A 13,262-nucleotide genomic window follows, 5' to 3' on the forward strand; every position below is an offset into this window, starting at 1 on the left:
AAGCACAACTTTATTGTTCGTGCAATGTTCTCGTCTCGACGGCGTCACGCCGGGCGGCTAGACGGAGGACATGGACAATCGCTCCCTTTCGAACCGCAAGATCCTGCTGATCGTCGGCGGCGGCATCGCGGCCTACAAGGCGCTGGAGCTGGTGCGGCTGATCGCCAAGGCGGGCGGACAGACACGAGTGATCCTGACCGAATCCGGGGCCGAGTTCGTGACGCCCCTGTCGCTGGCGGCGCTGAGCGGCCATCCGGTGCGGTCGGGCCTGTTCCATCCCGACGACGAGACCAGCATGGGTCATATCGAGCTGTCGCGCTGGGCCGATCTGGTGGTGGTCGCGCCGGCGACGGCGGGCCTGATCGCCAAGGCGGCGAACGGCTTGGCCGACGATCTGGCCTCGACCACCCTGATCGCCACGGACAAACGGGTGCTGCTGGCGCCGGCGATGAACGTGCGGATGTGGGAGCATCCGGCGGTGCAGGCCAATATGGAACGGCTGAAGGCCTTTCCCGGCTTTCATGGCGTAGCCGTCGTCGGACCGGACGCGGGCGAGATGGCCTGTGGCGAATACGGCTTCGGCCGAATGGCGGAACCGGCCGCGATCCTGGAGGCCATCGAGGGCCTGCTGGCCGGCGCGGGCGGACGCCCCCTGGCGGGCAAGCGCGCCGTCGTCACGGCCGGGCCGACGTTCGAGCCCATCGACCCGGTGCGGGGCCTGACCAATCGCTCCAGCGGCAAACAGGGCTACGCCATCGCCGCCGCCCTGGCCGAGCTGGGGGCGGAGGTGACGCTGGTGTCCGGGCCGACGGCGCTGGGGGCGCCTACGGGCGTGACGCGGATCGATGTGGAGAGCGCGCTGGAGATGCAGGCGGCGACGCGGAGCGCCCTGCCCGCCGACATCGCCGTGCTGTCGGCCGCCGTCGCCGACTGGCGCGTGGACACCATCGCCGGCGGCAAGATCAAGAAGGGGCCGGGCGGCCCGCCGACCCTGGCCCTGATCGAGAACCCCGACATCCTGGCGGGCGTCGCCGCGCCGGGACCGAACCGGCCGGCCCTGGTCATCGGCTTCGCCGCCGAGACCACGGATTTGGAGGCCAATGCGCGGGCCAAGCTGTCGCGGAAGGGCTGCGACTGGATCATCGGCAACGATGTGTCCGACGACGTGTTCGGCTCGGACGGCAACGCCGTGCTGCTGGTCACCGCCGACAGGACCGAGACCTGGCCGCGCCAGTCGAAAGCCGCCATCGCCCGGGCCGTGGCCGCCCGTATCGCCGACCATTTCAAGGCCCCCGAATGACCGAGACTGCTATCCAGATTTTGCGCCTGCCGCATTCTGAGGGCCTGCCCCTGCCGGCCTATGAAACGGCAGGATCGGCCGGGATGGACCTGCGCGCGGCTGTGCCGGAGGATCAGCCGATGACGCTGGCGCCCGGCGCCCGCGCCTTGGTCCCCACAGGACTGAAGATCGCCCTGCCGCTGGGCTACGAGGCCCAGGTGCGGGCGCGCTCGGGCTTGGCTTTGAAACACGGCATCATCTGCCCCAATGCGCCCGGGACCATCGACAGCGACTATCGCGGCGAGTGCGGGGTGATCCTGGCCAATATCGGCGCCGAACCCTTCGTCATCCGACGGGGCGAACGCATCGCCCAGCTGGTGATCGCCAAACACGAACGCGCCGACTGGGTCGAGGTCGAGACGCTGGACGACACCGCGCGTGGAACAGGCGGGTTCGGATCGACGGGGCGGTAGCCCTAAACCGGCGGCGCGGTCGGCTGGATCAGGGCGGCCTTGCGGCGGACGTGTTCGCGCCAGGCGGTGTAGAGGCCGCTGGACCCGATCAGGGCGGCGCCGGCCAGGGTGCTGAGGGTCGGGGTCGTGGACATCAGCCACCAGCCGAAGACGATGGCGCCGACGATCTGGAGATAGTCGAAGGGCGCGACCACAGCGACCGGCGCCTTTTGCAGCGAGGCCGTCATGAACAACTGGGCCAGGCCGCCGGTCAGGCCTGAGGCGATCAGCAGGGCGAAGGTCAGGGGTGAATGCATCTGGCCGACGAAAGGCAGAAGGATCGCCCCCACGATCGACGAGCCGACGAAGAACCAGAAGACGATGGCGGCGACATGTTCGGTGTCGCGCAACTGGCGCAGGGTGATGGTCACGCCGGCCGTCAGTAGGGCCGCGACCAGGCCGAAGGCGATCCCCTCGACCGGCACGCCGTGGTCCGCCGCACCCGGTCTCATGACGATGAGCACGCCGATGAAGCCCACAGCGACGGCGGTCCAGCGGCGCGGCCCGACCGCCTCCTTGAGGATCAGGAAGGACAGCAGGGTGGCGAAGATGGGGGCGGTGAAGCTGAGGGTCGTCGCGTCGGCCAGCGGCAGCAGCGTCAGGGTCTGGAAGACGCACAGGATGGAGACGATGCCCAGGGCGCTGCGGCCGAGATGGGCCAGGGGGCGGCGCGTGGTCAGGCCCGCCAGACCGCCCGGCTGGGTCACCACCCAGGCCAGCACCACCGGCAGGCCGAAGAAGGCGCGGTAGAACAGCATCTCGGGCGCGACGACGCCGTCCAGCGACGCCAGTTTCAGCACCGCCGCCATGACCGAGAAACAGCCCGCCGCCGCGATGCGCAGGGCGATGCCGCGCGCGATATCCTCGCCTGACTTGGCCGTCGCCGTCACTATTCTATCCGCGCCTTTCGATGCGGCCGGAACGCCCGAGGCGCCCGGCCGTCGTACGGCTTACGCCTGACCGGTTTCGACCGGCTGTTGGGCGATCTGCTGCTGGCGGGCGATGTAGATGGCGGCGAAGTCGATGGGGTCGAGCTGGAACGGGGGATAGAAGCCGCCGTCGGCCGTGGCGCCCGAGATGATCTCGCGGGCGAACGGGAACAGATAGCGCGGGCATTCGATCAGCAGCAGGGGCTCGATGTCCTGCTCGTTGACGTTGGCCAGCTGGAACAGGCCGCCATAGACCAGTTCGACGTGGAAGACGGGCTGGTTCTCGTGGGTCGCCTTGATCGACAGCTTCAGGTCCAGTTCGAACAGGCCGTCGGGGCGGCCCTGAGCGGCCATTTCGACGCCCAGGTCGATGGCCGGCTTGCCGTCGATGCGCAGGGATTCCGGGGCGCGCGGGTTCTCGAACGAGAAGTCACGGACGTATTGCGCCAGGATGCGGAAGCCGGGGCCGGCGGGCTGGCCCTGTTGGGCCTCGCCTTGCTGGGGCTGTTCGGCGGAGGGTGCGACGTCGGTCATGAAAGCGGTCTTTGAACGGATTTGAGGGTGATCGGGCCGGAATGTGGCGCCGCGATTACCATGCCGGGACGCTTGGCCGCAACGTCGCGCGCGCGATTGGGGGGCGCGCTTCGCCTTGCCTCGTCCTATATGTCCCCGTAATCACGCCAGACATAGGTTTGGCGCGCCCGTCGTTCGCTACAGGAAATCTCCCCTTGAACCTGCCGGTCCAGTTCCAGATCGTCGTCTTCGCCTTCATCGCGGCCTTCGTGCTGTTCCAGCTTTACAATGTGCTGGGCAAGCGGGTTGGCCGTCAGCCGCAGGAGGACGCCAAGGTCGTCTCGCCCGGCCCGAACCCGGCCGAAACGCCCAAGATCGCGGCGATCGATCCCGTCACCCTGGCCTCCATCGCCAGCCTTAAGGCCCGCGATCCGGCCTTCGATCCGGCGCGCTTTCTGGACGGGGCCCGTCAGGCCTATGAGACCATCGTGCGCGGCTACGCCGCCGGCGACCGGGCGGCGCTGCAGCCGCTGCTGAAGCCCAATGTCATGGCCTCGTTCGAAGCCGGCATCGCGGCGCGAGAGACGCGCGGCGAGACCGAGACGGTCGAGTTCCTGTTCCCGCCGCGCGCCGATCTGGAAGGCGCCGTCGCAGAGGGCGACCGGGCCGTGGCCAAGGTTCGCTTCCTGGCCGAGCTGCGCAGCCGCGTGACCAAGGTCTCGGGCGAGCCCGCCGACGTCGAGACAGGCGAGCCGGTGATCGAAGAGCGCCGCACCGCCGAACACTGGACGTTCGAGCGCACCTTGGGCGCGGCCGATCCCAACTGGGTCCTGGCCCGCGTCGAGCCGGCCAACGCCTGATGTCCGTCGTGCGCCGGTCAGGGGGATGGCTGGCGACGCTGACGGCGGCGCTGGCTATCGCTGCCTGTTCGACCGGGCCGATGACGCCGGTCTCGCCGGCGGGGCCCCAGACTGGACCTCAGACGGGGCCTGTTCCCTATACGCCGTCACTGACGCCCGGCGTCCCACAGCCCACGCCGACCAATGCGCTTAGTCCCGCGGTTTTGCCGGGATGGAGCGCGGAGGATCACCTGGCGGCCTTCCGCGCCTATCTGGATGGATGCGGCGCAGCGCGCGATACGGCCGCGCGCGCCGTCTGCGGACGGGCCAAGGCCATGGCGACGACCACCACCGTCACCCCGTCGGACGCCCGCGCCTTCTTCGAGGCCAGCTTCAGCGCGGTGCCGGCCGCGACGGCGGACGGGCGGCCGGGCCTGCTGACCTCCTATTTCGCGCCCGAGTATCCCGCGCGGCGCCGGCCGGACGCCGAGTTTTCGGCCCCTGTCCTGCCCAAGCCCGCCAATCCGCGCAGCGCCGGCGACCGGGCCTATATCGAATCCGCCGCCCGGCCGGACCAGGCCCTGGCCTGGATGCGGGCCGAGGACCTGTTCTTCCTGCAGATCCAGGGCTCGGGCTATCTGACGTTCGAGGACGGGTCGCGCGGCCGGGCCGCCTATGCCGCCGACAACGGCAAGCCGTTCGTCGGCATCGCCCGCCCCATGGCCCAGCAGGGTCTGCTGCCCCAGAACGGCACCTCGGGCGACGCCATCCGGGGCTGGCTGGCGAACCACCGGGGCTATGAGGCGCAGGCCGTCATGGCGCTGAACCCGCGCTACATCTTCTTCCGGCTGGACGGGGACGACGACGGCCATCCGGCCGGCGCGGCGGGGATACCCCTGACAGAGCGCCGCGCCATCGCGGTGGATCCGGCACACTGGCGCTATGGCGAACTGGTCTGGCTGGAGGCCGACGGCGGCAACCTGCGCGGCGCCACGGCCAGCTATCGCGGGCTAGCCATGGCGCTGGACACGGGATCGGCCATTCGCGGACCTGTGCGGGCCGACCTCTATATGGGGCGCGGCGACGCGGCGGGGGCCGAGGCCGGGACCGTGCGCCACCCTCTAAGGATGTGGCGCCTGGTCCCGAGGGGTTAGGCCCCTTCCCTCAAGCCAGGTCCTCGATCTCGTCCTCGGTCAGTTCGCCGGGGACGATGGTGACGGGCAGCTTTCGCCCTCCCAGCTGGGCGCCCTGTTTGATGATGGCCGAGACCAGCGGGCCGGGGCCGCGCGAGCCGGTTCCGGCGGCCAGGACCAGAATCTTGATGTCGGGGTCGGCGGCGACGACCTTCTTGATCGCGGCCTGGGCCTCGCCCCGTTCGATCAGGAAGATGGGGGCGGCGCCGGAGCGGGCCATGGCCTCTTCGCCCAGCCGGTTCAGCAGGATTTCCGCCTCTTCGCGCTGCTGGCGTTCGATCTCTTCGCGCACGCCCGACCAGTGGGCGTCGCTGTCGGTGGGCAGGACGCGCAGCATGACCACGCGCCCGCCGGTCGATTTCGCCCGGCGCGAGGCGAACCGCAAGGCGGCCTCGAATTCGGGACTGTCGTCGACGACGACGAGGAATTTTCTCGGCATGGCGGCCTCCCCAGCCAGATCAGCGACTGAAGAGGCCGTGAGACGCCCGCTTCGTCAAGCGCCGAAGACGATTGCGCCTCTATCCGTTCACCGCCGCCGTCGCCAGGTCGCGGATCGTGGCGTTGGCGATGGTCAGTTTGGCGAAGGTCCAGCCGGAGCCGGACTGTTCGATCTCGTCCACAGAGGCGCGCACGCCCTCGACGGCCGCCTGTTTGGAGCCGATCCAGGCGTCCACGGCGCCCTCGGCCGCATCCTCGCTGACGCCGACCGACGGATCGGAGGCGCGGGCGACGGCGCGGGTCAGGGTCGCCTGCTCGTTCATCAGATCCTCGATCAGGCGGCGCACCGCCAGGCGATCGAAATGATCCGCAGACGGAATGGAGCCGGCGGCGGCGCGCAGACGGTCGAAGTCGAAGGCCGCCCCGACCTGGTGATACAGGCGCGCCATGGCCGCGACGGGCCAGTTCGCTTCCTGGGCCAGGTCGCCGATGTCGGAGGCGGCGACCAGCGGGCGCATGATGGCGATGCTGCGCGTCAGGTCCTCGGGCGCGCCGTGATCGGCGAAGGTCTTGACCCGCGCGTCCAGACGCCCCTGTTCGAAGCGCGACAGGACGGCCGAACCCTCGGCCTGAAGGGCGTCGGCGATCGGGCGATAGCGGTCGATCAACGCCTGGACGGACAGGCCGCCCTTGGCGCGGCGGGCCAGCCAGAAGGTCTGGCGGCGCAGGACCACGGCGATCTCCTGGTAGAGGGCCGTCTGGGCCTCGGCCGAGATCTTCAGGTCCAGGGCCGAGACGGCGTCCCAGGCCTGGTCCAGGCGGAAGACGCGGCGGGCGGCCTCGAAGGCGATGATCAGGGCGGTGGTGTCGCATTCCGCCGAGCCGCGCAGGCGGTCAGGGAAGGTCGGGCCGCACATGTTGACGACTTCGTTGGCCATGACGGTGGCGATGATCTCGCGCCGCAGCCGGTGGCTCTTCATCTCCGGCTCGAACCGAGCCAGGGCGTCGGGGAAGTAGCGGGCCAGGATCTGTTCGAAGAAGGGATCCTCGGGCGCTTGCGAGGCGACGATGTCGTCCGACAGCTCCAGCTTGGCATAGGCCATCAGGACCGCCAGCTCGGGCCGGGCCAGCGGAACGCCGGCGGCCATCAGCTCCTTGACGCGCAGGTCGTTGGGCAGGCCCTCGACCTTGCGGTCCAGCTTGCCGCGCGCCGACAGGGTCTGCATGAACCGCTGCTGGGCGTCGAGCGCGCCGACGCCTTCGGCCTGTTGCAGGGTCAGGGCCAGGGTCTGGTCGTAGTTGTGGGCCAGGACCTTGAGGCCGACCTCGTCGGTCATGGAGGCCAGCAGGGCCGGGCGCTCCTCGACCGGCAGGACGCCGTTGGTCACGGCCGAGCCGACCAGGATCTTGATGTTGACCTCATGGTCGGAGGTGTCGACGCCGGCGGAGTTGTCGATGGCGTCGGTGTTGATACGTCCGCCAGTTTGGCCGAAGCCGATGCGGCCCGCCTGGGTGAAGCCCAGGTTGGCGCCCTCGCCCACCACCTTGACCCGCAGTTCGTCGGCGTTGATGCGCAGGGCGTCGGTGCCCTTGTCGCCGACCTGGGCGTCGGTCTCGGCCGCCGATTTCACATAGGTGCCGATGCCGCCGAGATACAGAAGCTCGGCCGGCGCTTTGAGGATGGCGCGGATCAGGCTGACGGGGTCCAGCACATCGTCGGTGATGTCCAGCGCAGCCTTGATCTGGGGCGTCAGTTCGATCGACTTGGCCGAGCGGGAGAAGACGCCGCCGCCTTCCGAGATCAAGGCCTTGTCATAGTCCTGCCAGGACGAGCGGGGCAGGTCGAACAGGCGCTTGCGCTCGGTCCAGCTCGCCACATGATCCGGGTTCGGATCAATGAAGATGTCACGGTGATCGAAGGCCGCGACCAGGCGCGTGGCCTTGGACAGAAGCGCGCCATTGCCGAAGACGTCGCCGGACATGTCGCCAACGCCGACCATGGTGAAGGGCTGGGTCTGGATGTCCTTGCCCATCTCGCGGAAGTGGCGCTTGACCGCCTCCCAGGCGCCGCGGGCGGTGATGCCCATCGCCTTGTGGTCGTAGCCGATGGAGCCGCCCGAGGCGAAGGCGTCGCCCAGCCAGAAGCCGTACGAGGCCGAGACGCCGTTGGCGATGTCGGAGAAGGTCGCCGTGCCCTTGTCGGCCGCCACGACCAGATAGGGGTCGTCGCCTTCCCAGGCGATCACATTGGCCGGATGGGTCACCGAACCGTCGGCCGCGATGTTGTCGGTGATGTCCAGAAGGCCCGACAAGAAGGTGCGATAGGCGCGGATGGCCTCGCCCTGAATGGCCTCGCGGTCCGTCGTGCGGGGCAGTTGCTTGGGATAGAAGCCGCCCTTGGAGCCGACGGGCACGATGACGGCGTTCTTGACCTGCTGCGCCTTGACCAGGCCCAGCACCTCGGTGCGGAAGTCGTCGCGACGGTCCGACCAGCGCAGTCCGCCGCGCGCGACGGGGCCGAAGCGCAGGTGGACGCCCTCGACGTGCGGCGCCCAGACGAAGATCTCGCGATACGGCTTGGGCAGGGGCAGGTCCTCAAGCTCGCGCGAGGCGATCTTGATGGAGATGTGCGGCTTGGGCGCGCCGTCGGCGTCCAGCTGATAGTAGTTTGTGCGCTTGATCGCCCCGATCAGGGCGGCGATGCGGCGCAGGGCCCGGTCGTGATCCAGGCTCTTCACGTCCTGGAGCAGGGCGACGATCTTGTCGTTCAGTTCGGCGGCGGCAGGTGCGCGGTCGTCGGCAGAGCCGCCCCCCGAAACTTCAAAATGGGGCTCGAACTTGGCCTTGAACAGAGACAACAGGGCGCGGGCTACGTCGGGATATTCGCGCAGGGCCTCTTCCTGCACCGTCTGCGACGGGTCCAGGCCGGTCTGCTGGCGATAGTGGGTCAGGGTGCGGATCAGGGCCGCCTCGCGCCATTCGACGCCCAGTTCGATCACCAGGCGGTTGAAGCCGTCGCTCTCGGTGCGACCGGTCCAGACGGCGGCGAAGGCGCGTTCGAACGGGGCCTTCACATCGGCGAAGACCAGGGCCTCGCCGCGCGGATCCTCCATCAGGAACTCGTGGACGTGGATCTCGCCGTCGCCGGCGGGCCGGATGGGATAGCCGTATTCCTCAAGCGTCTTCAGGCCCATGTCGGCCATGATCGGCAGCACGTCCGACAGGGGGACGGCCGGGCCGCGACGATACAGCTTGAAGCGGAACTGAAGCGGGCTGTCGTTCGGATCGCGGAAGGCGCGCACGGCGACCGGCTCGCCCGCCCGCGGGGCGCCGGGGGCGACAAGGCCGTCGGCGCTGAGCCGGTCGATCTCCTGCAGGTCGCGCACGGCCTCGTCGGCGTCGTAGCGATCGCGGTAGGCGGCGCCGAAGGCGCGAGCCCAGCGGGCGCTGAGCGGCCCCACCTCGACATCGTCGATGTCGGCGCGGCGCAGGGCGCTCTCGAACCGTTCCATCCAGCCGCGCCCGGCCTCGGCCACGTCGGCCTCCAGCTGGGCCAGGTCGGGGGTCGGATGGCCGCCCGGCTCCACGCCGATGATGAAGTGAACGCGCGTCAGCGGGGCGTCGGTCAGTTGCGGATACCAGGCCGAGATGCGGCCGCCCCAGGCGCGGGCCAGGATATGGCCGATGCGTTCGCGCACCGAGACGTCATAGCGTTCGCGCGGCACGAACAGCAGGACCGAGACGAACCGGTCGAACGGGTCCTGGCGCGTGAAGATGCGGATGCGCGGCCGGTCGTACAGGTGCAGCACGCCGAGCGCGATGGACAGCAGCTCGTCCTCGCCGATCTGGAACAGCTCGTCGCGGGGGTAGTTTTCGAGGATATTCTTCAGCCGCTTTTCATTGTGGCTGCCGGGGGCCTTGTCCGCGCGGGCCAGAGCGTTGGCGACCTTGCGGCGCACGAGGGGCACGTCGCTGGCCAGCTGATCATAGGCTTCGGAGGTGAACAGGCCGACGAACCGGGTCTCGCCCGTGGCCTTGCCCTCGGCGCCGTAACGTTTGACCCCGATATAGTCCATGTAGGCCCGACGATGGACGCGCGAGCGGGCGTTGGCCTTGGCCACGGTGACCGGCTCACTGAGGTCCAGCTGACGGCGCATCTGGCGGGTCAGGACGGCGGGCTCGGAGGCGCGGCGCAGCACGGTGCGGTCGGGGTCGGCCAGGATGCCCAGGCCGGCGCTGGACTGGCTGAGCGGCGCCTCGGCCTCGTAGTCGCCGTCGGCGTTCAGCGGATAGTCGTAGTCGCGCGCGCCCAGGAAAACGAAATGGTCGCTCTTGAGCCATTTCAGGAAGGCGATGTTCTCGGCCAGGACCGCCGGATCGACGTTGGGCGGGGTCGCCTCCAGCCGCTGGACGGCCTGGCGCATCAGGGCGTTCATGGCCTCGTGGTCGCCCACCGCGGCGTGGACGTCGGCCAGGCTCTGGGCCACGCCCTCGCCCAGGGCGTCGCGGCGCTCCTGCGGGACGGCGTCGATGACCAGGATGATGATCGACAGGCGGCGACCGCCCACGTCTCCGATCGGGTGGAACAGCGCCCGCACCGAGACGCCGGCGTCAGCCAGGACGCCCATGACGCTGTCGACCAGGAAGGGGGCGTCGGACTGGACGATGCGGATCAGGTCGTAATCCAGCGTCTTGCCGTCCGCGCCGGACAGAGGGCCCACGGTGATGACGGGAGCCGAGGCGTCCTGCGGATAGTCCTGGGCGGCCTTCCAGGAGGCGGCCAGAAGGGCGGCCAAATCCTCGCCGCCCAGTTCGGGCGTCTCGTCGGCGGCGTAGTCCTCGTGCGCCTGGGCCAGATAGGCCTGCTCCGCCGCGCCCGGTCCGGTTCCCACGATCCGGGCGAAGGCCGCCTCCAGCGCGGCCTTGGTGATCGGCTGAACGGAGGATTGGCGCAGATCGGGGACGGTCATGGACGAGCAGTCTCGAACGACGCGGCAAGGCCGCAAGGAATGCGGCGCGACGCGGCGCCACCTCCGCTGACTAGGCCAGGTCCGGTCGCTCGGGAAGCCCCTGGCGACCGATCGTTGTGATGATCAGTGATAAGGTTGGAATTATTGTGCAGCGCCACAAAGCAGAAAGCCGCCGGACTGGGGGAGTCCGGCGGCCTGCGCGAGCGGCGCCTGGAGGGGAGGGGAGGGCGCCGGTCTCGCTTCGCTGCGGTTCGGAGGGGGGAGTGTCCCGCAGCGTCGAAAACAGAAATGGGAAGCGCCTTTCTGCGTTCAAGAGCGTGCGCCGGGGATTCTTCGCGACATTTTGGCCGCTGTCCGGCGCCGACCGCTGGCGTGGACAACGGTTTTCGATGCTATGCGTTGTGTGGGGTCAACGGTGAAGCTGGAGCACCCGATCATATGCGTCGCTTTCTACTAGGATCGATCGTGGCCGCCGTGGTCGGCCTGTTGCTCGCGGGTGCGGGATACTGGGCCTATTGGAACTTCTATTCGCGGTTTCAGCCGGTCACGATCAGCCGCAATCAGGCCGAGGTTCAACAGCTGCTGGACGAGGCGTCGTGGGTGTCGGACGGCAGCGGCGGGCAGGCCCTCTATATCGTCACCTATCGCGACAGTGCTTCGGCCCATCGCTACCAACGCGACGAGGTGGCCAAGCTGAAGGCCGCAGGGATCGAGACCCGGTTCATCCTGTTCGCCCGCCCCGATCTGGAAGGCGCGCCGCAATCGACGGCGGCGGAACGCGCCACGGTCGCCGAACTGTGGCTGACGCGGGACTGGCCACTTTACGAACGCTGGATGGCCACCCCGGCGAACAGCTGGACCGCCGCCGGCGTCCCCCAGGCGGACGGCAATCTGGCGCGGACGGCCGTGGTCGAGGCCGGGCGCCGGTTCGACGAACGGCTGAGCCAACTGCTGAAGGAGTCCGGGGTCGAGATCAGCTATCCGCTGATCCTGTGGCGCGACCAGAACGGCTTCCTGAAAGTCTGCGGCTGCGCCGACCGTCGCGCCTGGGCCTTCATCCGCGACGATGTCGGCGCGCCGGATCGGCTGGGAGCGTCCGAGGATGCGCCGATCGCGCCCGATGCCGAGGCGCCGGTGCAGGACGGTCAACCCTCAGCCATGCCCTATCCGGCCTTGCCGACGATCCCGCCGGTCGATGCGCCGAACACAGGCATGACGCCAACGCCGGGCGCGCCCCAGACGCAGCCCCAGACCGGGGCCCAGACCGGGGGCCAGACCAGACCCACGACACCGCCCGCGTCGAACCGGCCGACCACCCCGCCACGCGCGGCGCCGGCCCCGACCAAGCAGGACGACACGACCTTCTACTGATCAGAGGGAGCGGCAGGCCGCGATGAGGCGATCGACGTCCTCGGCGTCCTGATACAGGCCGAAGCCGAAGCGGATCACGTCGTCGCGCACATCGGTGACCACGTCCGCCTGACGAAGACCCGCGCACCAGGCCTGGGCGTCAGGATGGCGCAGGGCCAGGAAACGGGCGCGCGGCGCGTCGCCGATCACCGGGTTGAGGAATTCGGCTTCGGACAGCACGCCTGCACGTCCATCGCGCACCGCCGCCTGGAAGCGGCCGGCCAAGTCGCGAGCATGGGCGGCGACGGCGGCGGTGCTGAGCCCCTGATCGTCCAGCATCCGGCGCGCCGCGTTGAAACGATACAGCGCAGAGCAATCGAAGGTCGCCCCCCAGAACCGGCCGCCGTCGCTGCGGTACTGAACCCCGCCGGGCGGGCCGGACAGGTCGCCGAACTCCGCGAACCAGCCGGTGATCACCGGGCGGGGACAGAAGCCGGGCGGGGCGTGCAGGAAACAGGCGCCCTCGCCCGCCATGGCGTATTTGTAGCCGCCGGAGACATAGAAGATCCGATCAGCCACCGCCGACAGGTCGGTCGGCGTCGCCATGAAGCCGTGATAACCGTCGACCAGCACCCAAGGGCCTTCGGGCCGGGCCAGGGCGGCGAGATCCTCGATCCGGTCGAACAGGCCGCCGGTGCGGAAGAAGACCTGGCTGACCACGATCCAGTCGTAACCGCCCTTGGCCGCCTCGGCGACGAAGCGGTCGGCGAAGGTGTCGAAGGGAGCCAGCGGCACGCGCATCACCACCGCCGCCCCGACCTCCTCCCACCGCTCGGCCTGACGGCGGAAGGAGTGAAACTCGCCGTCCGTCGCCAGGATGCGGACAGGCGTCCGCTCCACGCCCGAGAACAGGCGCAGCAGGAAGTCGTGGGTGTTGGACGAGAAGACGACGCTGTCGGGCGAAGGCAGACCAAGCTCGGCCGCGACATGGGCCTGGGCCTGGGGGATCACCTCGCCGAAGACGAGGTCCCACTTGTGGTCGGCATGAAGATTGGCGTCCAGCCACGTCTGCTGCTGCGCCTCGAAACTGGCGTCCGGCCACAGGTGATGGCTGTGCGCCGCGAAATGCAGCCGCTCCGGGGCCGCCGACAGGGCGCGGGAGAAGAGGGACTTGTAGGTCATCCCTCTTCTTTAGGACATCTCGCCAAGCGCTCAAGCAGCGAGCCGCCGCGCGGCGGC

Annotated in this window: 10 protein-coding genes; 5 read left to right on the forward strand and 5 right to left on the reverse strand. The window is 69.3% G+C overall.

Annotation, left to right across the window (positions count from 1 at the left end):
* Nucleotides 1-70 precede the first annotated feature (70 nt).
* Both coaBC and dut read left to right on the forward strand, forming a co-directional pair.
* A complete protein-coding gene (gene coaBC / locus ACP69V_RS02825) occupies nucleotides 71-1,300 on the forward strand; it encodes a bifunctional phosphopantothenoylcysteine decarboxylase/phosphopantothenate--cysteine ligase CoaBC (RefSeq protein WP_426022543.1) in 1,230 nt (409 codons plus the stop codon).
* The gene (gene dut / locus ACP69V_RS02830; RefSeq protein ID WP_426022544.1) at nucleotides 1,297-1,752 is read left to right on the forward strand and encodes a dUTP diphosphatase; all 456 of its coding nucleotides are present in this window, start codon (nucleotides 1,297-1,299) and stop codon (nucleotides 1,750-1,752) included. The genes coaBC and dut overlap by 4 nt, the downstream gene beginning before the upstream one ends.
* 2 nt (nucleotides 1,753-1,754) lie before the next feature.
* Here the strand turns inward: dut and ACP69V_RS02835 are convergent, their stop codons facing one another.
* Together ACP69V_RS02835 and secB are read right to left on the reverse strand one after the other, a co-directional pair.
* Nucleotides 1,755-2,681: a DMT family transporter gene (locus ACP69V_RS02835; RefSeq protein ID WP_426022545.1), complete on the reverse strand. Its 927-nt coding sequence runs from the start codon at nucleotides 2,679-2,681 to the stop codon at nucleotides 1,755-1,757.
* 60 nt (nucleotides 2,682-2,741) lie between these two features.
* The gene (secB, locus tag ACP69V_RS02840) at nucleotides 2,742-3,254 is read right to left on the reverse strand and encodes a protein-export chaperone SecB (RefSeq protein WP_426022547.1); all 513 of its coding nucleotides are present in this window, start codon (nucleotides 3,252-3,254) and stop codon (nucleotides 2,742-2,744) included.
* A gap of 200 nt (nucleotides 3,255-3,454) precedes the next feature.
* Between secB and timA the strand changes: the two genes are divergently transcribed.
* Together timA and ACP69V_RS02850 are read left to right on the forward strand one after the other, a co-directional pair.
* A complete protein-coding gene (timA, locus tag ACP69V_RS02845; RefSeq protein WP_426024025.1) occupies nucleotides 3,455-4,093 on the forward strand; it encodes a TIM44-related membrane protein TimA in 639 nt (212 codons plus the stop codon).
* Nucleotides 4,093-5,226 carry an MltA domain-containing protein gene (locus ACP69V_RS02850; protein WP_426022548.1) on the forward strand — a complete coding sequence of 378 codons (1,134 nt, stop codon included), beginning with the start codon at nucleotides 4,093-4,095 and terminating at the stop codon, nucleotides 5,224-5,226. The genes timA and ACP69V_RS02850 overlap by 1 nt, the downstream gene beginning before the upstream one ends.
* Before the next feature lie 10 nt (nucleotides 5,227-5,236).
* Here ACP69V_RS02850 and ACP69V_RS02855 read toward each other — a convergent pair whose 3' ends face one another.
* Nucleotides 5,237-5,704: a universal stress protein gene (locus ACP69V_RS02855; RefSeq protein ID WP_409717046.1), complete on the reverse strand. Its 468-nt coding sequence runs from the start codon at nucleotides 5,702-5,704 to the stop codon at nucleotides 5,237-5,239.
* A 79-nt stretch (nucleotides 5,705-5,783) separates the two neighbouring features.
* Complete coding sequence (locus ACP69V_RS02860; RefSeq protein WP_426022549.1) at nucleotides 5,784-10,673, reverse strand: NAD-glutamate dehydrogenase; 4,890 nt, start codon at nucleotides 10,671-10,673, stop codon at nucleotides 5,784-5,786.
* A gap of 465 nt (nucleotides 10,674-11,138) precedes the next feature.
* On the opposite strand from ACP69V_RS02860, the gene ACP69V_RS02865 reads away from it, so the two are divergent.
* Nucleotides 11,139-12,044: a hypothetical protein gene (locus ACP69V_RS02865; protein ID WP_426022550.1), complete on the forward strand. Its 906-nt coding sequence runs from the start codon at nucleotides 11,139-11,141 to the stop codon at nucleotides 12,042-12,044.
* Here ACP69V_RS02865 and ACP69V_RS02870 read toward each other — a convergent pair whose 3' ends face one another.
* Nucleotides 12,045-13,205, reverse strand: a complete 1,161-nt coding sequence (locus ACP69V_RS02870; protein ID WP_426022551.1) for an aminotransferase class V-fold PLP-dependent enzyme — start codon at nucleotides 13,203-13,205, stop codon at nucleotides 12,045-12,047.
* Nucleotides 13,206-13,262 lie beyond the last annotated feature (57 nt).

This window comes from Brevundimonas sp. PWP3-1b1 (genome assembly GCF_049896065.1).
Lineage (GTDB): Bacteria > Pseudomonadota > Alphaproteobacteria > Caulobacterales > Caulobacteraceae > Brevundimonas > Brevundimonas intermedia_B.

Coding starts and splice junctions, on each gene's coding strand:
- ACP69V_RS02860 (WP_426022549.1), bottom strand. CDS start 10,673: ATGACCGTCCCCGATCTGCGCCAATCCTCCGTTCAGCCGATCACCAAG.
- ACP69V_RS02855 (WP_409717046.1), bottom strand. CDS start 5,704: ATGCCGAGAAAATTCCTCGTCGTCGTCGACGACAGTCCCGAATTCGAG.
- coaBC (WP_426022543.1), top strand. CDS start 71: ATGGACAATCGCTCCCTTTCGAACCGCAAGATCCTGCTGATCGTCGGC.
- dut (WP_426022544.1), top strand. CDS start 1,297: ATGACCGAGACTGCTATCCAGATTTTGCGCCTGCCGCATTCTGAGGGC.
- secB (WP_426022547.1), bottom strand. CDS start 3,254: ATGACCGACGTCGCACCCTCCGCCGAACAGCCCCAGCAAGGCGAGGCC.
- ACP69V_RS02850 (WP_426022548.1), top strand. CDS start 4,093: ATGTCCGTCGTGCGCCGGTCAGGGGGATGGCTGGCGACGCTGACGGCG.
- ACP69V_RS02870 (WP_426022551.1), bottom strand. CDS start 13,205: ATGACCTACAAGTCCCTCTTCTCCCGCGCCCTGTCGGCGGCCCCGGAG.